The organism is Streptomyces oceani (genome assembly GCF_001751245.1).
Classification (GTDB): Bacteria; Actinomycetota; Actinomycetes; order Streptomycetales; family Streptomycetaceae; genus Streptomyces; species Streptomyces oceani.
This window is the reverse complement of sequence record NZ_LJGU01000136.1, coordinates 1-23,393: the sequence shown is the minus strand read 5'-3', so window position 1 is coordinate 23,393 and position 23,393 is coordinate 1. Positions and strand designations below refer to the sequence as shown.

The window sequence follows — 23,393 nt, the reverse complement described above, 5'->3', positions numbered from 1 at the left end:
CCTCACCTGGCCTTCGCCGTACGGGCCTCCAGCCGGCGCACCAGGTGCCCCAGCGGGAGGGTGATGACCAGATACAGCAGCCCGGCGATCAGGATCGGGGTCAGGCTGCGATTCTCGTTCAGCGCGTCCCGGCCGAACTTGGCGAGTTCGTACTGGGTCAGCGACAGGCCCAGCAGGTAGACCAGCGAGGAGTCCTTGGTCAGCAGGATCAGCTCGTTGGTCAGCGGCGGGAGCACGATCCGGAACGCCTGCGGGATGACGATGGAGATCATCGCCCGGCCCTGCGACATCCCGAGCGAACGTGCCGCCTCGAGCTGGCCCTTGGGGACCGCCTGGATTCCGGCCCGGATCGTCTCGGCGATGTAGGCCGCGCCGACCAGACCCAGGGCGAGCATGACGGTGGCGTACTGGTTGATGGCGACCTGGAAGGCCAGCGGCACGCCGAAGCCCAGCGCGATGAAGACGAGCAGCGCGGGGACGCCACGGAAGAACTCGATGTAGGCGATCGACAGCCACCGGTAGGGCGGCACCTTGGACAGCCGCATCAGTGCCAGCACCAGGCCGAGGGCTAGCCCGAAGGCGAAGCCGAGCGCGGTGTAGATGACGGTGTTGAGCAGCGCGGTGGTGACGATGTCCGGGAACTGGTCCTTGGCGACTTCGAGGTCGAAGAACGCGCGCTGGATCTCGCCCCAGTTCGCGGCGAACGCGAACACGAGCACCACGAGCGCGAGCACGCCGTACTGCACCGTGCGTATGAGCTTCGCCCGCTGGCGCCGGGAGAGCTTACTTGTCACTGTTCGCTCCCTCGGGGGCCTTGCCGAACCACTTCTTGTAGATCTTGTCGTAGCTGCCGTCCTTCTTGGACTTCTTGAGCACCGAGTTGATCTCCTTGCGCAGCGCGTCGTTGCCCTTGCGGACGCCGATGCCGTAGTGCTCGCCGGTGTCCATCTCGGTGGTGACCTCGGTCTTGTCGTTCTGCTTGACGTAGTCGAAAAGCACCCCGTTGTCGTTGATGGCCGCGTCCACCTGCCCCGTCTTGACCGCGGTCAGCAGCAGCGCGAGGTCCTCGAACTGCACCAACTCGACGCCCTTGGCGTTCTCCTTGGCGTAGGTCGCTCCCGTGGTGGCCTGCTGGACACCGAGCTTCTTGCCCTTGAGGTCCTCGAAGGAGTCGTACTTCTTGCCCTTCTTGACCAGGAGAGCCTGGGTGGCGTCGAAGTACGGATCGCTGAAGTCGAGGTTCTTCTTCCTGGTGTCCGTGATCGTCATGCCGGCGGCGGCGAGGTCGCACTTGTTGGCGTTCAGATCCTCACCGGACTGAATGCCCTCGAACGGCGTGTCCACGATCTTCTGCTCGACGTCGAGCGACTTGGCGACCAGGTCGACGATGTCCACGTCGAAGCCGACGATCTCGTCGTCCTTCTTGACCTGGAACGGTTCGTACGGGAGGTGCGTGCAGGTGGTCAGCTTGCCGGGTTCCACCAGCGAGACTTCGGACCCGTCGCCGCCCGTGCTCTCGGTGCTCGTGCACGCGGTGGTGGCGGCCAGCAGTCCCACGGAGAGGGCGGCGGCCACGAGAGACAGCGACCTGCGTGACGTACGGGGGGATGACACAGTTCCTCCAGAGGGTGGATGCCTCGGCTTTCCGACCGACCGGTGTCGATCCGACAAGATCGGTAAGTTGCGCTGCATACTGCCATCGGCACCGCTGTCTGTCCCGGGCGGGCAGGTTGCGACCGCATAACGCTCGCGCCGGAAGATCGCAGCTCAGGCTGCGCGAGGCAGGCAAAGAGGCGGGTCGGAGCCGAGGTGTCCGCCAGCTTCGGCTGAGCGTCGCCCGCTCGCTGTCGCAGGCTGACCGGGCGCTCACGCCGTCATGCTGGCAGTGCGTAGGTGCTACCGGTGCGAGACCTCCCTCGGTCAGTCAACCGTACGGTCGCACGGCAGCTCGGCCCACACGGCGTGGCCCTGCGCGTGCTCGTCGGGCCTTATCCCCCATTCGTCCGCCAGTACGCTGACCAGCAGCAGCCCTCGGCCGTTCTCGCCCTCGGTGTCCACCGCGTTCGCACCGCACGGCCGCTGGAGTGGTTCCCCGCCGCCCTCGTCCGTCACCTCCAGGCGCAGCCGCACCCCGATCACCCACAGCTCACAGCTGACCTTCTCGCTGTCCGTGTGCCGCACCGCGTTGGTGAACAGCTCGGAAACCAACAGCTGCGCGTTGTCCCGGGAGTCCGCGGCGACGCCCCACTCACGCAGCCGCTCCAACACCAGGCGACGCGCCTCGGAGACCGAGGCGTCGAGAGCCGGCAGGTGGAACGCGTCCCTGAGCGGGCGCGCGACGCTCGGTGCGACGCTGCACTCGACGGGGAGCGCCTCATGGGGGGAAGCCACCAGGACACTATGCGGCCCGGGGCCGGCGAATGGCAAGGAACAGGTTGCAAATTACGGAATCATACCCGGCACTCTGTCGTTGTCATATGCGGCCCTGTCAAACTCCTTTTGTGCGAGGGGAGTTGACGACCGTTGAGGGCACCGTGAACCCGTTCGGGCGGAACCGCTCCCCTCATTGCACACGGGATGCTGGGTCAGTGATTACTGAAATTACGGTAGAAATCCGACCCCTTGTACGAACGTGCAGGGCACGTCCCGGATGCGAGGCGTGGCACGGCCCGCCCGGTGGACGGAAAGGGGCAGCGTGCCGACGAATTCCCGTGGGAATTACTCCCGCCTGCGGACTCGCCGTGTGTGGATCGGATCGCGGAATGTGTCGGCATCACCCGGTGAGGAGTCGCCGGAGTTGGCGCGGAAGCCTGCCGGGGTCGTCCCGTTTCGACCGGCCCGCGAACTCGGTTGCCCCGGCGGCTACGCCCTCCGCCCCGGGGTCACCCTTGATCGCAGTGTGTGAGGAAGGCATGACAGAATGGGTTCATGTCGTTGCCGCCTCCGCCGAGTCAACCACCCATCCAACCGCCGCCCGGTCAACCGCCGTTCCACAATTACCCGCCGCCGCCCGGCGGTCCCGGTCCCATGGGTGGTTTCGGTCCGCCCGGGTCGGGAGGTTTCGGGCCTCCGGGCAGCGCACCACCCCCTCCGCCGCCGGGTGGTAACGGCCGGCGGGCGGTGGTCGCCATCGTGATCTCCGCGGTGGTGGCCGTCGCCCTGATAACCAGCGCGGTGCTGGTCTTCCGGGGGGACGGCGGAAGCACGGAGGCGGGAGGCTCACCCACCCCGACGACGACGGAGAGCTCCGCTGAGCCGCTGCCCACCGACAGCGGCGAGCCCGAGGACTACCCCCCGGACGACTACCCGACGGACGACTATCCGACGGAGGAGGAGAGTCCTCGGGACTTCGAGGACATCATGCCGACTCCCTCGGACGGCCCCAGGCCGGCCTTCCAGATGGACGTCGGGGACTGCTTCGACATCGCGGAGGGGCAGGGACAGGGCGAACCGGTGGAGTGCTCCGCCGCACACGACGCGGAAGTGGTGCACCAGGAGAAGTTGGACAAGGAGTACGACACCGACTCCGCCGTGCGGGAAAGGGCGGACGCACTGTGCGAGGGACCGATGCGGGACGCGGCACAGGGCGAATCCACGGTCGGCGGCACCTTGGTGCAGTACCCGAAGGCATCCGGTGTGCGGATGGGCATGCGCACGGTCACGTGCAGCCTCACCGCCGGCGAGGGACAGAAGCTGTACGACGCGCTCTGACGGTTTGTCACCCGCTGCGGAGCATTGTCCGGTCTGCGGTCGGGGAAGAAGCCCGACATTAGGTGTGCGCGCTGTCCGCGTACTTCTCCAACTGCCGCCGTGCTGCTATTACTCGTCACGTCAGAAGCTCTCTCCTGTGACCGATGAGAGGCGCACGTGAAGCTGCAAAGATGGGCTACCACAGCGACCACCGCGACCGTTTTCCTGGGACTCACCACCACCGGGGCTGTCGCTGCCGACGCGGCGGAGGCAGCCCCTTCGTATGTCGCACTCGGCGACTCGTACTCCTCCGGCGTGGGGGCCGGTGACTACGATCCCGACAGTGGAGATTGCAAACGCAGTCCCAACGCCTACCCGGAGTTGTGGAGTGCCGAGAACTCTCCCAGCTCCTTCGACTTCACCGCTTGCTCCGGCGCCGTCACCGACGATGTGATCGCCAATCAGCTCGGCCCCCTCGACAGTTCCACCAGTCTGGTGAGCATCAGCATCGGGGGGAACGACGCCGGATTCGCCGACGCCATGCAGACCTGCGTACTCCAGGGCGAAAGTGCCTGCCTGACGCGCATGGACGAAGCCAGCAACTACGTGTCCAACACCCTCCCGGGGAAGCTGGACGCCGTCTACTCCGCCATCTCCGAGAAGGCTCCCTCCGCTCAGGTCGTCGTGCTGGGATACCCCAGGATGTACGAACTGAACGGCAGTTGCTCGGTGGGCCTCAGCGAGGAGTCACGCGCCGCCATCAACGGTGTCGCGGACCAACTGAGCGACGTGACCTCGAAGCGCGCCGCCGACCATGGCTTCGACTACGGCGACGTCCGGACCAACTTCACCGGCCACGAGATCTGTTCCGCGGACGAGTGGCTGCACAGCGTCACCTTCCCGATCGGTGACTCCTACCACCCCACCGCCGCCGGTCAGTCCGGCGGCTACTACCCGGTCCTCGAGGGCCTGGCCTGAGCTGGACGAGCGAGTTCCGGTAACGCCCACGGGCGGTTTCCTCCGGGAGTCGGTGGAGTGCCGACTCCGGCCGGCACCCCGGAGCGCGTCGCGGCGCGGTAGCGCGACGCGCTCCGACGGTGTCGCACCCGACCCCCGTCACGTGTCGCCCGTCGCGCTCAGCGAGGCGTGCGGAGCAGCGCCAGCGCGGTGGCGGGGTCCGCCTCGGAGGACCCGGCCGGCCACCACGCGCCTCCCTCCCAGCGGTACGGCCACCAGCGCCCCCGCGGTCCGTAGCGCAGTTGCACCTCCTCGCCCACCACCGTCCAGTGACTGCCGTCGACGCGCAGTGCGGGACGGCCCTCCGCCTCCGGCCACGCCGTGGCCACCTGGGCACGGGCCCGAGCCGAGGCCTCCGCCGACGGCCGCCAGTCGCCCTCGAGTACGGCCAGTGCTCGGCGCCCGCCGAACTTCCACGCACGCACGGCCCTGTCGAGCCCGACCCGGCTGCGCCCGCTGCCGCTGGCCAGCCGGGCGGCGATCCGTTCCTCGGGGTCCAGCGCGGCCAGTCGTACGGCGTCCTCCGCGGGCGTCAGCGGCGCTTCCGGAGGGTTCCGGGCATGCTCGGGCGTGAGCGCGTCACCGAGTGCCCGGTGAGCCCGTACGGCGGCGGCCCAGGCCAGGAACTCGAGCGCCGTGACGTCCACGCCGGCCTCCGACGGGGGCGGCGAACCGCCGCTCAGCACGGGCGGCCTGCCGGGTGCGGACACGGGCGGTGGCAGGGAGGGGAGGGGCGGCAGGATGGCGCCGAGGACGAACGCCTCCTCGGCCGGAACTCCCGGTTGGTCCGCCGGCGTTTCCCTTCCGGAGGAGTCAGCCGCGCCGGTCGCGTACGCACTCACCCCTCCGGCGACCGCGCCGAGGTCGTCGGGACGCTTGCCGGGCTCGGCCGACGCGCGTGTCTGCAGCTCGGCCAACAGGGCCCGTTCACCCCGGCCCCGTAGCAGCAGAAGCGTCAGCGGACTCTGGTCCAGCACCCGCGCCACCTGGTAGCTCAGCGCGGCGGTGTGCGGGCAGTGGTCCCAGGCATCGCAGGCACACTCGGGCTCCAGCTCGCCGATACCGGGCAACAGCTCCACGCCGGCGTTCGCGGCGTCCTCGATCAATCGGGGTGGCAGGTCCTGGTCGAGAAGCGCCGCCAGATGCCCGGCCTCTCCCGTGATCACTTCCAGCAGCAGCTCCCAGTCCGAGTCGGGGAGTTGCCGGACGAGCACGTCCGAGCGGTGGGGTGTGCCGTCCCGGTCACGTACGACCGCGGTGATCCGCCCCGGGCGTACGGTCACCGCACCCACCGCACCCTGGCGGGCGTGGCGTCGTCCCCGGCGAAGCTGTTCCGCCTCCAGGGCGGTGTCCTCCAGCGCGCGCAGCCAGGCCTGGCCCCACCACGTACGCGCGAAGCCCTGGCCACGGGCGGGCGGTAGTGCCTCGAAGGTGCGCTCGTCATCGGTCAACGCGCGCTCCCCTCCGACAGTGGCCGGGATTCGCGCAGGCTGACGAGTTCCGCCAGCGCGGCGTCGGAGAGTTCGGTCAGGGCCGACTCCGGCGTCTCCAGCACGGCGTCGGCCAACGCCTGCTTCCGTTCCAGCATGGTGGCGATGCGATCCTCGATGGTCCCCTCCGTGATCAGTCGGTGCACCTGTACCGGGCGGGTCTGCCCGATGCGGTACGCCCGATCGGTGGCCTGCGCCTCGACCGCCGGGTTCCACCAACGGTCGTAGTGCACGACATGGTCGGCGCGGGTCAGGTTGAGGCCGGTGCCGGCCGCCCTGAGCGACAGCAGGAACACCGGCACCGTGCCGTCCTGGAACTCGTTCACGAACTTTTCCCGCCTGGCGACCGGCGTACCGCCGTGCAGGAGCCTGGTACGGATTCCCCGCTCGGCCAGGTGCTCCTCCAGCAGCCGGGCCAACTCGACGTACTGGGTGAAGACCAGTACTCGGGAGTCCTCCGCCAGCAGCGTGTCCAGGAGTTCGTCCAGCAGCTCGAGCTTGCCGGAACGACCGTCCAGGGCGGGTTGTTCCTCCTTGAGGTACTGCGCCGGGTGGTTGCAGATCTGCTTGAGCGCCGTGAACAGCTTGACGACCCGGCCGCGTCGGGCGAGTCCGTCAGTGCCGGCCAGCCCGGCGAGCCCGTCACGCACGACGGCCTCGTACAGCCCCACCTGTTCCCTGGTGAGCGCCACCGCGCGGTCCGTCTCTGTCTTGGCGGGCAGTTCGGGCGCGATGCCGGGGTCGGTCTTGCGGCGGCGCAGCAGGAAGGGTCGTACGATCCGTGCCAGCCGCTCCGCCGCGGCCTGGTCGGTTCCGCTCTCGGCGGCGTCGGCGTAGCGGTGGCGGAACGTACCGAGTTGGCCGAGGAGCCCCGGGGTCGTCCAGTCGAGAATGGCCCACAGTTCGGAGAGGTTGTTCTCCACGGGAGTGCCGGTAAGCGCGACGCGGGCGCCGGCGGGGAGGGTACGCAGCTGCCTCGCGGTGCCGGAGAACGGGTTCTTGACGTGCTGAGCCTCGTCCGCGACGACGAGTCCCCAACGATCACCGGGGGGTTGTGCGAGGGTGGCCGCGTCGCGCCGCATGGTGCCGTAGGTGGTGAGTACGAACGGCGCGCCTCCCGACTCCACGGCGGACTCGAGGTCCTGGGGAGAGCGCGTCGGCCCGTGGTAGCGGCGCACCGGAACGCCGGGCGCGAACCTCTCGATCTCCCGCTGCCAGTTGCCGAGCATGGAGGCCGGACAGACCACCAGGGTGGGCCCGGCGGTGTCGCACTCGCCCTGCCGGTGCAGGTGGAGCGCGATCAGGGTGATCGTCTTGCCCAGCCCCATGTCGTCGGCGAGACAGCAGCCCAGCCCCAGCGAGGTCATGCGGCGCAGCCAGTCAAGACCGTGCAGTTGGTAGTCGCGCAGGGTGGCGGCGAGAGCGGCGGGTTGCGGTGTCGGTTGGTCCACGTCCGTTGCGCCCGCGTGTGCCGCCGTCAGCTGGTCCCGCAGCTCGCTGAGCCAGCCCGTGGTTTCCACCGGAAGCTGTTCGTCCTGCTCCCCGGCCGTTCCGGTCAGTACCGGAGCGAGTGCCTCCACCACGTTGAGCTGCCGATCGCGACGCCGCTGGGCACGTCGTAGCGACTCCGGATCGATCAGCACCCACTGGCCACGCAGCCGTACCAGCGGACGACCGGCGGCCGCCAGCCGATCCAGCTCGGCCCGGGTCACGTCCTGGTCGCCGATGGCGAACCGCCAGCTGAAGGCCAGTAGGGAGGAGCCGGACAGCAATCCGTGACCGGAACCGTGCGTGCCGGGACGGGCGGGCCCGGGCGTGCCCGCCGTGGAAACGTCGTCGCTCTCCGGACCGACGACGGCGCGTGTCGTCAGTGTGTGGACGAGCTTCGTGGGCCAGTGCGTGGCGAGGCCGGCGGCTTCCAGCGCCTGTTGGGTCGCGGGACGCAGGAGTTCGGCGGCCTCCTCCTCGGAGAGCTCGACCGCGTCCGGGACCGGACTGGACAGCAGCGGTGTGAGCGGCTCCCAGACGCCAGCCGCCCTTCGCAGGGTGAGCAGGATGTCCGCACGTGCTCGCGGGCCGAGGTCCGCCGCCAGGAGTGAGCCGCCCGACCACACCTCGGCGGCGTCGGCGACGAGCGTCGGGTCATGCGGACTGTGCAGTTGGAGCACCGCCCGGAAGAGCGCCGGCTCGTGCTCCTGGCTCTCCTGGCCAGCTGTGTGCGCTGGGTGCTCGTCTTCGGTTCCGTCCGCGTGGTCGTCGTCCCGGAGCGGTGCTTGGGTCGCGCTGCCGGTCGGGTCTCCGGTGAGCCCGGCGACCTCGACGCGTAGGGCGAGTCGCAGGCCGGTGTCGTGCCCAGCGGCCACCTCGGTTGCCCAGCCCCGCAGCTCGGGCAGCGGTCGGTCGGCCGCGCCCGCGTAGGGGGAGCTGCCCGTGGCCAGCACCGCCGCGGGACTGCGGGGCAGTCCGTCGGCCACGGCGTCCATGAAGCCGCGTAGCAGAGTCGTCGGCTCGGGGAGCCGTGTGGGATCGCTGTCGGGCAGGGGTACGGCGTGGGCGTGCGGCGGCATCGCCGCCGCCAGGTCGCGCACCTGTGCCAGATCGGTGGAGGTCAGCGGACCCAGCCGCCAGGAGTCGCGTCCCTCGGGAGTGAGCCCGGGCAGCAACAGCCCGCGGGCCACGAACCGCAGTGCCAGCACCGTGGCGAAGCCCCAGAAGCCCGCCGCTCCTTCGGGACGTGTGGCGCGAGCTCTGGTGAGGACGGGGAGCGCGTCCGGGACCGTCAGGCGCTGGGCGGGCATGGAACGGACCCGGACCGTGCCGTCCGGGTCGGAGAGCGCGAGTGGCAGTGACGTGAGGTTTTCGGCAGAGCCCGGCGGGGCCCCGTCCGGACGCCAGAAGGCGACACGACTGGCGCTGGGTTGCTCACCGGGCAGGAAGACCGCGGCACAGTGGACCAGCTCAGGACATGTGTGTGGCGTGCTGGGTGCGGACGGGCGGGGCACGGCGCTCCTCCACTCCTCAAATTTGATTAGACGGTGTGGGCTGGCGAGAGTACCTGACCGGAACAGCCGGGAGAAACATGCCGGACAACGGGTAGGAACGCGACGAGCGCGGAAGGCGTTGAATGAAGAAGAACGGTGACACCCGCCGTCGCGGAGGAGGAGCCCAGATGACGAACAGCGGAAAGGTCGCATTGGGAGGCGTGGCCGTTGGCCTGCTCCTGTGGTATCTGACGACGTTCTGGATCGCTCTACTGGTGATCGTCGGCGTTCCCGTGGCGGCGTACCTCACTCTCGACCCCAGCCAGCGCGCGCGGTTGCGCAGAGTCCGGCGCAAGGAGTTGGGGCGCTGACCTGTGCGCTGTCCGTCACCTGCCGGGGTGCCGGTCAGCTGGGTCTGCGGCCGGCCTGGCACGAGTGGGTGGAGCGTGTGGTGACTCAGGCGGCCGGGCGTACGGCGATGTCGTCGAGCGAGCGTAGAAGCATGGGCAGCTGAGGGCCGCGGCCCACCGGCAACACCTCACCCGGCTCGTCGTCCAGGAGCACGAACGCTATGTCATCGGTGCGTGCGACGACGCTCCAGCCAGGCCCGTCGATGCGGAGCGTGCGGGAGTCCTCGGAGGCGAAGGCGGAGCGGATTCTGCCCGGTGGCGGAGGGGCGTCCAGGTAGCCAGCCAGCTCCCGCAGCACCTTGCGTACGGGGCTGTCGACGAGAGCGGCATCGGGGCCGGCCGCCTCGGGGTCTGCTGGCTCGGGATCGGGCTGGACGAGGGTCACGTCGTCGGTTTCCACCTGAGCCCGCCAGCTCGCCCATTGCAGAGCGATCTCGTCCGCACCCAATCGGCGCTGCTCAGGGCCCCAGACCTCGGCGTTCGGAGGTGTGAGGACGTGGAGTGGCTCTCCCCACGGGTCGGTTTCCGGTGGCGGGTCGTGAGGTGGTGGGACACCAGGCGTGGAGACCGCCACAGCGAGCGGCCAGCCGGGGAGAGTCCCGGTCACGGTGCGCTCGTTCGGCGAGAGGTCGTACTCCATCCCGCAGTCCCAGGCGGCGACGGCGCAGGCGACGAGCGTGACGTCCTCGGTGACCACCGTCCATCGGGCGCCGTCCTGATCCTGCCCCAGCACCAGGCCGTACCCGTCGGGGCGGGGGGCAAGCCCCAGCGCGTCGCAGGCTTCCGGATAGTCGTCCCCCAGCACGCTCGGGAACTGCGCGGGAGTGAGGAGCACGGCCGTCAGTACGAAGAGCGCGTCTTCCGTTTCGGCGCGCTGGCCATCGTTGGTCTCGACGTCGTTGGTGGTCACGCGGGATCGATCCCTTCTGGGCACAGGGTTCGCAGCACTCTAACTCCGGGGTCACCGGCGGGGTAGGGCGTGCCCTCGGGTCGCGGCCCTCGTGGATGGCTGGGCGACTTGGCCTTGGCTCGGTTTCCCAACTGCCCCGCCCGACACACCCGTAGTGTCCGTTACTCTCCTGTCATGCGCGGAATGGCTGTGCCAGGGTCGTAGTTCCGCTTTGGCCCCGGGAAGAGGTTGCCGACCGTACTGTCATGGGTAAGGGTGGCACGGCAGCTGCTGCGGAGAAGGGGGTACGGGGAGATGGCACTGAGCTCTGGGCTCGACTGGTTGTTGGACGACCTCATACAGCGGGTCTCATCCGTCCGGCACGCGCTGGTCCTTTCCAATGACGGACTGGTGACGGCGAAGAACCAGGAGCTGGACCGGCCGGACGCCGAGCACCTGGCGGCTGTCTCCTCCGGCCTGCACAGCCTGGCCAAGGGCTCCGGTGAGCACTTCCGAGTGGGTCGGGTGCGGCAGACGATGATCGAGTTCGACCAGGGTGTCCTCTTCGTCACGGCGGCTGGGGAAGGCAGCTGCCTGTGTGTGCTCGCGAACGCGGAAGCAGACATCGGACAGGTGGCGTACGAGATGACGCTGCTGGTCAATCGGGTCGGCGAACACCTGGGTGTGGGCTCGCGGAACACGCCCTGAGGAAGGGCTCGGCAGCTGCCGGAAAGGTTGGAGCGTCCGGCAGTGGGTGAGCGGCACCCTGTGCAGGGCGCACGCTCATGCCCGGCGTCCGACTACGTGGTCATCGGGCGCCAGCCTCGGGCCGCTCCCTCCTCCGCCTTGCCGGACTAGGGCCCCGACGCACTCCCTCTCCCACTCACCTACTGCCGGACGCCGTTATCCACAGGGGCTTGGAGGGGGGCTCGACCCGGCATAGCTTGACTACTCACAGTGATGCGGTGAGTTCGAGGGGATGATTGATGTGCCGGAGACCGTCTCCGCTCGGCAGGCTGCCCAGGAGTTGAGGCTGCGGCCTCAGGAGTTCGCCCTGGCCGTGCAGCTCTTGGAGGTGCCCACGATTGCCGGGGGTGGACAGCAGCGCAGGGTGCCCGTCGCGGCCCTGGAAGCCGTCAAGAGTTCCCCGGGATTCCCGGATGACCTGCGACGGCGGTTGCGAGAGGTCAGCGCGGTCGGAGGTGCCCGGGCCAGCCAGGTTCCATCGGCTGGCGCGTGGAGGCTGCTTCCGCCCCGTGCGATTTCGGATCAACCGCCACCGCGTGGTGACGTGGAGTTACCTGGCGCATGAGCTGGAGTTGTTCCGCGTGCGGCGACCGGATCTGCTCAGCGGTCCGTTGCCGGCGCCCCTGCGCGCGGTCCTGAGCGAGGGCGCGGATTTCCGTCCACGACACTGGCGGAGCAGGCGCATCGCGCAGCTCGGTCGATTGGCCCCGGGGCCGTGGGCACGTGCGGCGGCACGAGCAGCGGTGCTCGACGCTGACACGCTCCTGCAGGCGGTGCCGGATTCTCGTGAGCGGGCCCGTCTGATCTGGCTCCGACCGGACTTCGCCGATGGACGTTCGACGTCGCGTGCGATGCGTGACGCCATCGCTGAGCTGAGCGTGGCTCACGCGGGGGAGGAGATGCTGTGGCATCGCTTGCTGCTGTCCGCGGACTTGGAGGACGCTCGCGAGGCGGTCACGGCCCGCGTGGGGCGGTCCCGCCATGCCCCTCATGCCCCTCATGCCCCCCATGCCCCTCATGCCCGCCCTGCCCGAAGGCCCGGGGGATCGGGCCCGACCCCCGGGCGGATGGTGGGCGGACCGGGGTGCCGGCCTCGGGGGAGAGGGGCCGCCGTTATGCGTTGCGACGTGGGCCGAGGTGTCTGAAGAGGCCCTCTTGCATGACGGACACGATGAGTTGCCCTGACCGGTCGTAGATCTGACCCCTGGCCAAACCACGGGCTCCGGTGGCGATAGGCGACTCCTGTTCGTAGAGAAACCACTCATCGGCACGAAACGGCCGATGGAACCACATGGCGTGATCGAGGGAGGCCATGTCGAAGCCACGCTGTCCCCACAGTGGTTCCACGGGGATGCGTACGGCGTCGAGCAGAGTCATGTCACTGGCGTAGGTCAGCGCACAGGTGTGCACGAGAGGGTCGTCGCCCAGCGAGCCGATCGCACGCATCCAGACCCCGCTGCGCGGCTCGGCGCCCTGGAGCTCCTGGACGTCCCAGCGCAGCCGATCCACGTACCGAATGTCGAATGCCTGGCGACGTGCCATCCGCTCCAGCGGCTCGGGGAGAACACCCAGCCGAGCTCGGATCTCGTCGGCCAGCTTCGGCAGGTCTTCCGGGTCCGGCACCGCGGGCATGGCCAGTTGGTGCTCAATGCCGGTCTCCGGTTGATGAAAGGAGGCAGTGAGATGGAAGATCGTCCGACCCTGTTGGACGGCGACGACTCGCCGAGTGGTGAAGGAGCGTCCGTCGCGTACCCGTTCCACCTGGTAGACGATGGGGATTCCCGGCTTCCCCGGGCGCAGGAAGTAGGCGTGCAGCGAGTGCACCGGCCGGTCCCCCTCGGTGGTGCGACCGGCGGCGACCAAGGCCTGCCCGGCCACCTGCCCGCCGAACACCCGCTGCAGCGACTCGTCCGGGCTCTGGCCACGGAAGATGTCGAGTTCGATGCGTTCCAACCCGAGCAGATCCACGAGTCGTTCCGCGGGAGTGGCCTCGTTCAAAGTCAGTACTCCTTCAAGGACGCGGGAGAGACGGGATATGGCGGTGCGGCTCGCTCAGAGCTGACCGACATCTGTCACCTTCAGAACGGCCCGACCTTCGGAGTCGGAGGCGACGAGGTCGACCTCGGCGGAGATCCCCCAGTCATGATCACCGCTCGGGTCGGCGAAAGTCTGCCGGACACGCCACAGCCTCTCCTCCGGCACCTCCTCGATCCGCAGCAGGCCCGGACCACGAGCGTCTGGCCCGGTTCCCAGGTCGTCGTACTCCTCCCAGTACGCATCCAGTGCGGCGGCCCAGGCTGCCGCGTCCCAACCGTCCTCTCCGTCGAGCTCGCCCAACTCCTCGACCTTGTCCAGGGCGGCGAGCTCGACCCGACGGAACAGCGCGTTGCGTACCAGCACGCGGAACGCCCGGTTGTTGGCGGTGACGGGTTTGACCTCGTCGGCTCGCTCCAGCGCCTCCTCAGCTGTCTCGTCCGCCGGGTTCGCCAACTGCTCCCACTCATCGAGCAGGCTCGAGTCGACCTGCCGTACCATCTCGCCCAGCCACTCGATGATGTCCTGGAAGTCCTCGGACTTCAGGTCATCCGGGACCGTGTGTTGCAGAGCTTTGTAGGCGCTGGCCAGGTACCGCAACACGATGCCCTCGGTGCGGGCGAGTTCGTAGAAGGACACGAACTCGGAGAAGGTCATCGCTCGTTCGTACATGTCCCGGATCACGGACTTGGGGGAGAGCGGGTGATCACCCACCCAGGGGTGGGACTTGCGGTACAGGTCGTAGGCGTGCGAGAGCAGCTCTTCCAACGGCTGTGGATAGCTGATGTCCATCAGCCGCTCCATCCGTTCCTCGTACTCCATCCCGTCCGCTTTCATCTGGGCGACCGCCTCACCCTTGGCCTTGTTGGTCTGCGCCGCGAGGATCTGGCGAGGGTCGTCCAGCGTGGACTCGACCACGGAAACCATGTCGAGCGCGTAGGACGGCGACTCCGGTTCCAGCAGCTCGAAGGCCGCGAGCGCGAAGGTGGACAACGGCTGGTTGAGGGCGAAGTCCTGCTGGAGGTCCACGGTCAGACGGATACGATCCCCGCCGTCGAAGTCCGGGGAGCCGGGACTCAGCTGCTCCACCACCCCGCCGTCCAGCAACGAACGGTAGATGGCGATGGCCCGGCGGATGTGCCGCAGTTGGGCACGCCGATCCTCGTGGTTGTCCTCCAGCAGACGACGCATGGCGGTGAAGGTGTCACCCGGCCGCGCGATGACGGAGAGCAGCATGGCGTGGGTGACACGGAAGCGGGAGTTGAGCGGTTCGGGATCGGAGGCGATCAGCTTCTCGAACGTCTGCTGGCTCCAGTTGACGAAGCCCTCGGGCGCCTTCTTGCGAACGATCTTGCGCCGCTTCTTCGGATCGTCACCAGCTTTCGCCAGGGCCTTCTCGTTCTCCACGACGTGTTCCGGGGCCTGCGCGACGACCAGTCCGGACGTGTCGTAACCGGCTCGACCCGCCCGGCCGGCGATCTGGTGGAACTCCCGGGCCCGCAGGATCCGCACCCGACTACCGTCGTACTTGCTCAACGCCGTGAACAGCACGGTGCGAATGGGCACGTTGACTCCGACACCCAGGGTGTCCGTGCCACAGATGACCTTGAGCAGCCCGGCCTGTGCCAGGCGTTCCACCAGTCGCCGATACTTGGGCAGCATCCCGGCGTGGTGCACCCCGATGCCGTGCCGCACGTAACGCGAGAGGTTCCGACCGAACTTCGTGCTGAACCGGAAGCCGCCGATGAGTTCGGAGATCTCGTCCTTCTCGGTTCGGGTGCACATGTTGATGCTCATCAGGGCCTGTGCCCGCTCCACCGCCTGCGCCTGGGTGAAGTGCACGATGTACACCGGAGCCTGGTGGGTCTCGAGGAGCTCGGTCAGTGTCTCGGTCAGTCCCGTGGTGCGGTATTCGTAGGACAGGGGTACCGGTCGGGACGCCGACCGCACCACGGCCGTGTCCCGACCCGTCCGGCGGGTCAGATCCCGTTCGAACCTGCTGACGTCGCCCAGTGTGGCCGACATCAGAATGAACTGAGCACGCGGGAGTTCCAGCAGGGGAATCTGCCAGGCCCAGCCGCGGTCCGGTTCCGCGTAGAAGTGGAACTCGTCCATCACGACTTGGCCGATGTCCGCGTCGGCGCCGTCCCGCAGCGCGATGGAGGCCAACACCTCAGCAGTGCAGCAGATGACCGGGGCGTCCGCGTTGACCGAGGCGTCTCCGGTCAGCATCCCGACGTTCTCCGTACCGAAGAGCTTGCACAGGTCGAAGAACTTCTCCGAGACCAGCGCCTTGATCGGAGCGGTGTAGAAGGTGACCTCGTCGCGGGCGAGGGCGGCGAAGTGAGCCCCCGCGGCGACGAGGCTCTTTCCGGAGCCGGTAGGCGTCGAAAGGATCACGTTCGAGCCGGACACCACCTCGATCAGTGCCTCTTCCTGGGCCGGATACAGGGTGATGCCTCGATCCTGCGTCCAGGCGGCGAACGCCTCGAAGAGGGGGTCCGGATCGGCGTTCGATGGAATCTGATCGATCAAGGTGGCTGTCACGCCCTCCATCTTGCCTCGCTTCCGCTTGTATGCGGGAACCGGTGGCGCGAGGTGATCATCGGAGCGCTACCCTGAGTCGCCGGCCGTTCGGCGGACCGTTTGCCCGGTAGGACAACACGTAGAAGAAGGACAAAGGGGCGGGATCAACGATGATGGGACCGGCGCATTCCCTGTCCGGGGCGGCTGCCTGGCTCGGGGCGGGCGCAGTCGCTGACGCGCTCGGTCACCGCATGCCATGGCCAGTGCTTCTCGTCGGCACGCTGATCTGTGCGGGGGCAGCTCTGGCTCCGGACCTGGATCAGAAGTCGGCCACGATATCGAGGGCCTTCGGGCCGCTGTCCAAAGCGCTGTGCGGGGTGATCGACAAGCTCTCGGAGACCGTCTTCAACGCGACCCGGGGGCGCGGCGAGCGCCGCCGATCCGGCGGACACAGGACTCTCACTCACACCTGGATCTGGGCCGTTCTGATCGGCACCGGGTTCTCCGCCCTCGCCGTCCTGGGGGACCGTTGGGCAGTGCTGGTCATACTTTTCATCCACGCCGTGCTCGCGGTGGAGGGACTGCTGTGGCGCATGGCGCGGGTTTCCAGCGACATACTGGTCTGGCTGCTCGGCGCGGTCTCCGCGTGGCTGCTGGCCGACCTGCTGGACCGCTCGGGCAACGGGGCGAATTGGCTGTTCACCGGCCCAGGGCAGGAGTACATGTGGCTGGGCCTGCCGGTCGTCTTGGGGGCCATGGTGCACAACCTCGGTGACGCGTTGACCATATCCGGCTGTCCGGTGTTGTGGCCGATACGGATAGCCGGCAGGCGTTGGTATCCCTTGGGCACCCCGCGCTTCATGCGCTTCCGGGCCGGGTCCTGGGTCGAGGTCAAGGTGCTGATGCCCCTGTTCATGGTGCTGGGCGGGATAGGCGGCGTGAGTGCTCTGGGGGTCATTTGAGCCACACGGGCGCCGTCGTGAGGCCGGGGCGCGGTCCTACGCGTCCTCGGATGATGGCGCGGCTAGTACGCGCTGGCGCCCGCCTGCTCATCGATCGATGTGCCGGTAGCGTGAGCGGAGGCTGGTCGGGGTTCCGCCCGCTCAGCCGTGCCATGAGCGCCACAGCGCGGCATACGGACCGCCCTCGCGCACCAGGGCCTCGTGGCTCCCGAGTTCGCTGATCCGGCCCTCCTCAACGACCGCGATGACATCGGCGTCGTGGGCGGTGTGCAGCCGGTGCGCGATCGCGATCACCGTCCTGCCCTCGAGCACCTGGGCGAGTGAGCGTTCCAGATGACGTGCCGCCCGTGGGTCGAGCAGTGATGTCGCCTCGTCCAGCACGAGCGTGTGCGGATCAGCGAGTACGAGCCGGGCCAGCGCCACCTGTTGGGCCTGCGCGGGCGTGACGGCCTGTCCGCCGGAGCCCACCTCGCTGTCCAGGCCGTCACTCAGCCCCCGGGCCCAGCCCTCGCCTCCCACCGCCCGGAGAGCCGACCAGAGTTCGTGGTCATCCGCGTCCGTACGTGCCAGGAGCAGGTTGTCGCGGAGCGAACCGACGAACACGTGGTGCTCTTGATTGACGAGGGTGACATGGGACCGAACGCGTTCCGCCGGCATTCGGGTCAACTCCGCGCCGCCCAACGTGATGTCGCCGGAACGCGGAGCGTAGATGCCGGCCAGCAGGCGGCCGAGGGTGGACTTGCCCGCTCCGGACGGCCCGACCAGCGCGATCCTGGTCCCCGAGGGCACCGCCAGCGATACGCCGTGCAGCACGTCCACGGACTCGTGATAGCCGAAGCGCACCGTGTCCGCCCGCATGTCGCGACCATCCGGAGCGACATGATCCTCTCCGTCCTCCGGCTCGATCTCGCGCACACCCACAAGACGTGCCAACGACACCTGAGCAACCTGGAGTTCGTCGTACCAGCGCAGGATCAGTCCGACCGGTTCGAAGAGCATCTGCGCCAGCAGGGCGCCCGTCGTCAACTGCCCCACCGTGATCCATCCCTGCAGCACGAACACGCCACCGAGCACGAGCACCCCGCCGAGGATCAGGACGTTGCTGAGGTTGACCGTCGGAAACAGGATGGTGCGGAGCCAGAGCGTGTACCGCTCCCAGGCCGTCCATTCCCCCACCCGTCGGTCGGACAGCGCGACCCGCCGCGCACCCAGGCGGTGGGACTCGACCGTGCGTCCGGCGTCCACGGTCTCAGCCAGTGCCGCCGCCACCGCGGCGTAGCCGGCGGCCTCCGCGCGGTAGGCCCCCGGCGCTCGGCGGAAGTACCAACGGCAGCCGACCATCAGCACGGGCAGCGCGATGAGCGCGGCCAGCGCGAGCGGCGGCGCGGTGATGGTCAGCGCGCCGAGCAACAGCCCGACCCACACCACCCCGATGGCGAGTTGGGGGACCGCTTCCCGCATGGCGTCGGCGAGCCGGTCGATGTCGGTCGTGATACGGGACAGCAGGTCGCCCGTGCCCGCCCGCTCCAGGATGCCGGGCGGCAGTTGGACGGAGCGTACGAGGAAGTCCTCGCGTAGGTCAGCCAGCATGTGCTCGCCCAGCACCGCACCGCGGATACGCACCTGGCGTACGAAATAGGTCTGCACCACCAGGGCGAAGGCGAACACGGTCACGGTCCATCCCAGCGGAAGATCCCGCTGCCCCGCCGCGAGGTCTTCCACCAGCCCACCGAGGAGATACGGGCCGACCATGGACGCGGTCACGGCCAGTGTGTTCACCACCACCAGCACCGTGAAGGCGCGCCGGTGTCGCCGAACCAGCTCACGCACGTAGGCGCGCACGGTCATCGAACCGCCGACCGGAAGCGTGGTGGTCGACTGCGGTCCGGAAGGGTCGTACCCAGGAGGTGGTACGCCGATCATGCCGTCACGGTCCCTTCGGCCTCTGCTGCTGCTTCGGCCTCTTCGGTGGATCCGTCGTGTGTCTCGCGGGTGACGATGCGGCGGTAAGCCTGGTTGTCCCGCAGCAACTCCTGGTGGCTTCCGGAGGCGACGGCTTTGCCCTCGCTGATCAGCCGAACCTCGTCGGCCCGGTCGAGCATGAGCGGGCTGGAGCAGAACACCACCGTGGTGCGCCCCGTCCTGATCCGGCGCAGGCTCTCGGCGATACGGGCCTCGGTGTGCGCGTCCACCGCGCTCGTCGGATCATCGAGCACGAGCACCCGAGGATCGGTGACAAGGGAGCGCGCCAACGCGAGCCGCTGTCGTTGGCCACCGGACAACGACCGGCCCCGTTCCGTGATACTCGCGGCCATCGGATCACCGCCGCTCTCCGGCGAACTGCGCACCAGCGCCTCCAGCACATCGCCGCACCGGGCCGCCTCCAGGGCCTCCCGAGCCGAGACGCGACCCGAGCGGGGGACGTCCAACAGCTCCCGGAGCGTGCCGGAGAGGAGCACAGGGTCCTTGTCCTGTACGAGTACCGTGCCGCGCGCGGTGTCCAGCGGCAGTTCGTCCAACGGCGTGTCCCCGAGCCGCACTGACGGCTGACGGAGCACCGGATGGGGCGCCTTACCCTCGTCAGCGTCGCGCACGGCAGCGCCGGCACTGCCATCCTTCGAGTCCCCGGCAGAGCCGTCCTCGGAACCAGCCTCGGCATCGTACGGGTCTCCGCCTGGCTCGGATTCCGCTTCCGAAGCTGGTTCGGGGACGTGGCCGCCCAGCCGCGCGGCGAGCCGCCCCGCCACATCCGGATCGCCGCACACCACCGCCGTGAGGCCACCCGCGGTAACACACAGTCCGGTTTCCGGGTCGAAGAGATCCGCGTTCGGTTCGACGATGTCCTCCTGGTCCTGGTCCTCGGACCACGCGTCGTCACGCGTGCGGAGAGCGTCCCCGTCCGGTGGCCCGCCGGACGGGCGGGTGGGGTGCGCCTCCTCCGTACGTCGCAGGGCGAGCACCCGAGCCGCACGGGCGGCTGAGGGCCTGGAGAAGGAGTACGCCATCGCGAACTCCTGGAACATCCGCAGCGGGACGAGCAGGAAGGTGACCGCACCGTAGACGGTGACCAACTCGCCGACCGCGATCCGCCCGTCCAACGCCAGCCGTGTGCCGTGCCAGACGACCCCGAGCAGCAACAACCCCGGCAGAGCCACCTGTACGGCCTCGATCGCCGCCCACATGCGGGCGGTGCGCACGGCTGCCCTGCGCACCCTCTGGGAAGCCCGGCGGTAGCGCTCGAGGAACAGTTCCTCGCCACCGATGCCCCGCAGCACGCGCAGCCCGGCCACCGTGTCCGCGGCCAGTTCGGTCGCCCGGCCTGCCTCCTCCCGTTGGACGTCGGCCCGTCTGGTAGCCCGTGGCAGGAGCGGGAGGATGGTGAGCAGCAGGACCAGCAGCCCGGCCGCGACCAACAGTCCGAGCTGCGGCTCATAGATGACCAGTCCGATACCGACGCCCAGAGCGACGAGCAGTCCCGCGCTGAACCGGGAGACCGATTCGACGCACCAGCCGATCTTCTCGATGTCGCCGGTGGACACCGCCACCACTTCGCCGGCGGCCACCCGTTGGGTGAGGGTGGCGCCCAACTCGGCGGTACGACGGGCCAGCAGCTGCTGTACGCGCGCCGCCGCGGTGATCCAGTTGCTTACGGCGGTGCGGTGCAACATCGTGTCACCCACCGTCGAGGCCACACCGACCAGGGCCAACAGGCCACCGGCCACCGCGAGTCGGGCCCCAGAACCCGTCACCACTGCCTGGATCGCCATGCCCATCACCAGGGGGACCGCCGCGATGCCACCCATGTGCAGCAGCCCCCAGGCCAGGGACTTCGCCTGTCCCGCCCACTGCATCCTCCCCAACCACAAGAGGAAGTGACGGCCGGATCGGGCATCGGGTACCCCCGGGTCGGCGTACGGCAGTTCACGAATCAGCATGACGTCCTTGGGCGGCATCGAAACGAAACACAGCGGTGGCACCCGCACGGGCGAGGTCAGCCTTCCGGGCCCTGGCGGGAGATCTGGGGAGCGGCGAGCAGAGGGCGGCGACGAGCCGGTGTACCGGCCGCCGCGGTCGGGCCCGTCGGGACCCTCGGATGTGGTGGATGTGGAGCGAAAAGGACTAGGTAGGCAGCCTTTCGACAATTCCCGCCGGACCGCAACAGGTTTTCCGGCATGCCCCCGCGTAGGCGAGCGTCGAGTGAGATGATGGCTCGGTGAACAGGGGCCGGTCCGGTGCGAGTCGTGCGGGCGGTCGTACGCGCCGCATCGTGGTCTCGGGAGCGGCCGTGACCGCGCTGTCAGTGCTGTTGGGTGGCTGTGTCGGCGGGAGCGAGGTCCCGAGCCCGGACCCCGTGGGGAACGGGCCCTCCTCGCCCGGGAGTTCCGACAAGGGTCCGGAAGCGTCCAGGTCGTACCCGCGTGTCCCGGGGGTGGGTGACCGGATGCACGCGAGGATTCCCCAGGCCGCCCGGCAGGTGGTGGCCGTGTACGGCCAGGGGAGGGACTCCGCCCGGTCGACGGTCGCGCTGTACACCAAGGACGGTGACCGCTTCCGGCGCCAGTTCGAATGGCGAGGTCACAACGGCCGGCGCGGCTGGACACCCGATCACCGAGAGGGCGACAAGCGGAGTCCGACGGGCGTGTTCACCCTCACGGATGCGGGAGGCGTACTGCCCGACCCGGGCAGTGGACTTCCGTACACCCAGTCCGAGTCCTTCACCCCGCCGACGTACTGGCCGAAGAAGACCAGGCACGACTTCGACCGGGTCATCGCCATCGACTACAACCGGGTGCGGGGGACCTCGCCACTCGATCCCACTCGACCGCGCGGTCAGTCCAAGGGCGGTGGCATCTGGCTGCACGTGGACCACGGCAGCGGCACCTCTGGCTGTGTGAGCATCTCCAGCGCCGGGATGAAGCGACTGCTACGCACCCTCGACCCGGACCGGCGCCCGGTGGTCGTGATGGGTGACCGGGACACGCTTCGGAAGTGAAGTCCGCGGCCTGGACGTGGGTCAGGGAGCAAAAGGGGCGGGAGTCGAGCGTATGAAACTCCTTTCTGCAAGGTATCGGAAACTCTTGCGCCGAGTCTTGACGTGCTCCCGCTGTTGACGCAAGCTCACTCCCAAATCCCCCCGGTGGCCTGGCGCGTGGCTGCCTCCCAGGGCACTGCTGTGTCCCAGGACGAAGGAGCCGCAGTATGCGAAGCCGTAGGAACAGGAAGCGTCTGCTGGGCGGAGCGATGGCCGGAGTGTTGGCCACCGGCGGTCTGTACGTCGTCGCCCCCTGGCAGTCACAGGCGGAACCGCCCGGCGAGAAGACCGTCACCGCAACCCTCTTCCAGACCCCGTACGCCAAGGTCGGCCAGGCGTGCACGGACAGTCTGGGGCCCTCAGGCTACGGGTACGTCGAGGTCTCGCCCGCGACTGAGCACATCGCCGGTGACCAGTGGTGGACCACCTACCAGCCGGTCAGCTACGAGATCGCCGGTCGACTGGGGAACGCCCAGGACTTCGAGGCCATGGTCAACGCCTGCCACGAGGCGGGCGTGAAGGTGATCGCGGACGCGGTCATCAACCACATGTCCGCCGGCTCCGGCACGGGAACCGGCGGCACCGAGTACACCAAGTACAACTACCCGGGCTACTACCAGGACGGCGACTTCCACGGGTGCCGCGAGGACATCAAGGACTACAAGAACGCCGAGGAGGTGCAGAACTGCGAACTGGTCGGACTCGCCGACCTCGACACCGGCAGTGACGCGGTGCAGTCCACCATCGCCGAGTACCTCGACACACTGCGCGGCATGGGTGTCGACGGGTTCCGCATCGACGCGGCGAAGCACATGACGCCCGGCGATCTCGAGGGAATCAAGAGCAAGATGTCCGACCCCGGGTTCTGGGTCTCGGAGGTCATCCACGGCGCTGGTGAGCCCATCACGCCGGAACAGTACGTCGGCTTGGGGGACGTCGACGAGTTCCGCTACGGCACCCACCTGAAGAGCGCCTTCCAGAGCGGGGACCTCGGACAACTGAAGAGCATCGCCGAGGGCAAGCTGGAGAGCGGCAAGGCCCGTACGTTCGTCGACAACTGGGACACCGAACGCAACGGCTCGACGCTGTCCTACAAGGACGGGGACCTCTACACCCTGGCCAACGCCTTCATGCTGGCCCACCCCTACGGCTCCCCGAACGTCTACTCCGGCTACGAGTTCTCCGAGGAGGACGCCGGGCCGCCGAGTGGCGACGAGGGATTCACGAGGATGTACGCCAATCCCAAGATCACCGGCATGGTCGGCTTCCGTAACGCCGTGGGCGACGCCGAGCTGACGGACTGGTGGGCGGAGGGCGGCGCGCTCTCCTTCAGTCGTGGGGACAAGGGTTTCGTCGCCCTGAACGCGGGCGACGGAGAACTGCAGAAGTCCTTCAGCAGCTCCCTGCCGGCGGGTACCTACTGCAACGTCGCCCAGGCAGCGCCGGACGACTGCGCGGACAACACGGTGACCGTGGCGGAGGACGGGTCGGTTGAGGCCACCCTCCCGGCGAAGGGCGCGCTCGCCCTGCACACCGGCGCCACGCAGTAACCTCCGAGGTGCGCCACTGGCGCGCCCCAGCGCTGCCCGCCCGAGCCGCCGGGCGGGCAGCGCGC

General features: G+C 68.8%; 17 protein-coding genes and 1 pseudogene. 8 read left to right on the top strand and 10 right to left on the bottom strand.

Translation table 11 applies throughout. The features are described from left to right. Positions 1-2: 2 nt before the first annotated feature. The 3 genes from AN216_RS19250 to AN216_RS19240 all read right to left on the bottom strand — a co-directional run bounded on the left by AN216_RS19250 (position 3) and on the right by AN216_RS19240 (position 2,391). Entirely contained in the window at positions 3-794 is a 792-nt protein-coding gene (locus AN216_RS19250; RefSeq protein WP_070197951.1) for an amino acid ABC transporter permease, read from the bottom strand. Then, complete coding sequence (locus AN216_RS19245; RefSeq protein ID WP_070197987.1) at positions 784-1,584, bottom strand: basic amino acid ABC transporter substrate-binding protein; 801 nt, start codon at positions 1,582-1,584, stop codon at positions 784-786. The genes AN216_RS19250 and AN216_RS19245 overlap by 11 nt, the downstream gene beginning before the upstream one ends. Before the next feature lie 336 nt (positions 1,585-1,920). After that, entirely contained in the window at positions 1,921-2,391 is a 471-nt protein-coding gene (locus tag AN216_RS19240; RefSeq protein ID WP_079166758.1) for an ATP-binding protein, read from the bottom strand. Between the two features lie 741 nt (positions 2,392-3,132). On the opposite strand from AN216_RS19240, the gene AN216_RS19235 reads away from it, so the two are divergent. Then, the gene (locus AN216_RS19235; protein WP_212732728.1) at positions 3,133-3,711 is read left to right on the top strand and encodes a septum formation family protein; all 579 of its coding nucleotides are present in this window, start codon (positions 3,133-3,135) and stop codon (positions 3,709-3,711) included. A 156-nt stretch (positions 3,712-3,867) separates the two neighbouring features. Next, positions 3,868-4,668 (top strand): SGNH/GDSL hydrolase family protein, encoded by an 801-nt coding sequence (locus tag AN216_RS19230; RefSeq protein ID WP_070197949.1) that lies wholly within the window; start codon positions 3,868-3,870, stop codon positions 4,666-4,668. A 158-nt stretch (positions 4,669-4,826) separates the two neighbouring features. Here the strand turns inward: AN216_RS19230 and AN216_RS19225 are convergent, their stop codons facing one another. Both AN216_RS19225 and AN216_RS19220 read right to left on the bottom strand, forming a co-directional pair. Beyond that, positions 4,827-6,158 (bottom strand): SWIM zinc finger family protein, encoded by a 1,332-nt coding sequence (locus AN216_RS19225; RefSeq protein WP_244502533.1) that lies wholly within the window; start codon positions 6,156-6,158, stop codon positions 4,827-4,829. Continuing rightward, the gene (locus tag AN216_RS19220) at positions 6,155-8,995 is read right to left on the bottom strand and encodes a DEAD/DEAH box helicase (RefSeq protein WP_420855772.1); all 2,841 of its coding nucleotides are present in this window, start codon (positions 8,993-8,995) and stop codon (positions 6,155-6,157) included. Before AN216_RS19220 ends, AN216_RS19225 begins: the two co-directional genes overlap by 4 nt. Before the next feature lie 371 nt (positions 8,996-9,366). Between AN216_RS19220 and AN216_RS19215 the strand changes: the two genes are divergently transcribed. Next, positions 9,367-9,549: a hypothetical protein gene (locus AN216_RS19215; RefSeq protein WP_070197947.1), complete on the top strand. Its 183-nt coding sequence runs from the start codon at positions 9,367-9,369 to the stop codon at positions 9,547-9,549. Positions 9,550-9,634: 85 nt separating this feature from the next. Here AN216_RS19215 and AN216_RS19210 read toward each other — a convergent pair whose 3' ends face one another. Continuing rightward, on the bottom strand, positions 9,635-10,498 hold the full coding sequence (locus AN216_RS19210) for a hypothetical protein (protein WP_070197946.1): 864 nt from the start codon (positions 10,496-10,498) through the stop codon (positions 9,635-9,637). Between the two features lie 294 nt (positions 10,499-10,792). Here AN216_RS19210 and AN216_RS19205 point away from each other — a divergent pair, with 294 nt between their 5' ends. Both AN216_RS19205 and AN216_RS31100 read left to right on the top strand, forming a co-directional pair. Then, a complete protein-coding gene (locus AN216_RS19205) occupies positions 10,793-11,185 on the top strand; it encodes a roadblock/LC7 domain-containing protein (protein ID WP_070197945.1) in 393 nt (130 codons plus the stop codon). A gap of 271 nt (positions 11,186-11,456) precedes the next feature. Continuing rightward, a pseudogene (locus AN216_RS31100) lies at positions 11,457-12,369 on the top strand (DUF6397 family protein). Here the strand turns inward: AN216_RS31100 and tesB are convergent. Continuing rightward, the gene (gene tesB / locus AN216_RS19200) at positions 12,338-13,222 is read right to left on the bottom strand and encodes an acyl-CoA thioesterase II (RefSeq protein ID WP_107402039.1); all 885 of its coding nucleotides are present in this window, start codon (positions 13,220-13,222) and stop codon (positions 12,338-12,340) included. The pseudogene AN216_RS31100 and the gene tesB sit on opposite strands and share 32 nt — an antisense overlap. A 54-nt stretch (positions 13,223-13,276) precedes the next feature. After that, positions 13,277-15,814, bottom strand: coding sequence for a DEAD/DEAH box helicase (locus AN216_RS19195; protein WP_070197943.1), 2,538 nt, complete (start codon positions 15,812-15,814; stop codon positions 13,277-13,279). 140 nt (positions 15,815-15,954) lie between these two features. On the opposite strand from AN216_RS19195, the gene AN216_RS19190 reads away from it, so the two are divergent. After that, positions 15,955-16,746 (top strand): metal-dependent hydrolase, encoded by a 792-nt coding sequence (locus tag AN216_RS19190; RefSeq protein ID WP_070197942.1) that lies wholly within the window; start codon positions 15,955-15,957, stop codon positions 16,744-16,746. A 141-nt stretch (positions 16,747-16,887) separates the two neighbouring features. On the opposite strand, the gene AN216_RS19185 is transcribed toward AN216_RS19190, so the two are convergent. Beyond that, positions 16,888-18,669, bottom strand: a complete 1,782-nt coding sequence (locus tag AN216_RS19185) for an ABC transporter ATP-binding protein (protein WP_070197941.1) — start codon at positions 18,667-18,669, stop codon at positions 16,888-16,890. Continuing rightward, the gene (locus tag AN216_RS19180) at positions 18,666-20,681 is read right to left on the bottom strand and encodes an ABC transporter transmembrane domain-containing protein (RefSeq protein ID WP_070197984.1); all 2,016 of its coding nucleotides are present in this window, start codon (positions 20,679-20,681) and stop codon (positions 18,666-18,668) included. Before AN216_RS19180 ends, AN216_RS19185 begins: the two co-directional genes overlap by 4 nt. 350 nt (positions 20,682-21,031) lie before the next feature. Between AN216_RS19180 and AN216_RS19175 the strand changes: the two genes are divergently transcribed. Both AN216_RS19175 and AN216_RS19170 read left to right on the top strand, forming a co-directional pair. Beyond that, positions 21,032-21,739 (top strand): L,D-transpeptidase family protein, encoded by a 708-nt coding sequence (locus AN216_RS19175; RefSeq protein WP_338059265.1) that lies wholly within the window; start codon positions 21,032-21,034, stop codon positions 21,737-21,739. Between the two features lie 206 nt (positions 21,740-21,945). Then, the gene (locus AN216_RS19170) at positions 21,946-23,328 is read left to right on the top strand and encodes an alpha-amylase (RefSeq protein WP_070197940.1); all 1,383 of its coding nucleotides are present in this window, start codon (positions 21,946-21,948) and stop codon (positions 23,326-23,328) included. Positions 23,329-23,393 lie beyond the last annotated feature (65 nt).

Bases quoted from the DNA above. Each gene is read 5' to 3' on its own strand.
- AN216_RS19190 (WP_070197942.1), top strand. From the start codon at position 15,955: ATGATGGGACCGGCGCATTCCCTGTCCGGGGCGGCTGCCTGGCTCGGG.
- AN216_RS19220 (WP_420855772.1), bottom strand. From the start codon at position 8,995: ATGCCCGCCCAGCGCCTGACGGTCCCGGACGCGCTCCCCGTCCTCACC.
- AN216_RS19215 (WP_070197947.1), top strand. From the start codon at position 9,367: ATGACGAACAGCGGAAAGGTCGCATTGGGAGGCGTGGCCGTTGGCCTG.
- AN216_RS19205 (WP_070197945.1), top strand. From the start codon at position 10,793: ATGGCACTGAGCTCTGGGCTCGACTGGTTGTTGGACGACCTCATACAG.
- AN216_RS19195 (WP_070197943.1), bottom strand. From the start codon at position 15,814: ATGGAGGGCGTGACAGCCACCTTGATCGATCAGATTCCATCGAACGCC.
- AN216_RS19185 (WP_070197941.1), bottom strand. From the start codon at position 18,669: ATGATCGGCGTACCACCTCCTGGGTACGACCCTTCCGGACCGCAGTCG.
- AN216_RS19180 (WP_070197984.1), bottom strand. From the start codon at position 20,681: ATGCTGATTCGTGAACTGCCGTACGCCGACCCGGGGGTACCCGATGCC.
- AN216_RS19170 (WP_070197940.1), top strand. From the start codon at position 21,946: ATGCGAAGCCGTAGGAACAGGAAGCGTCTGCTGGGCGGAGCGATGGCC.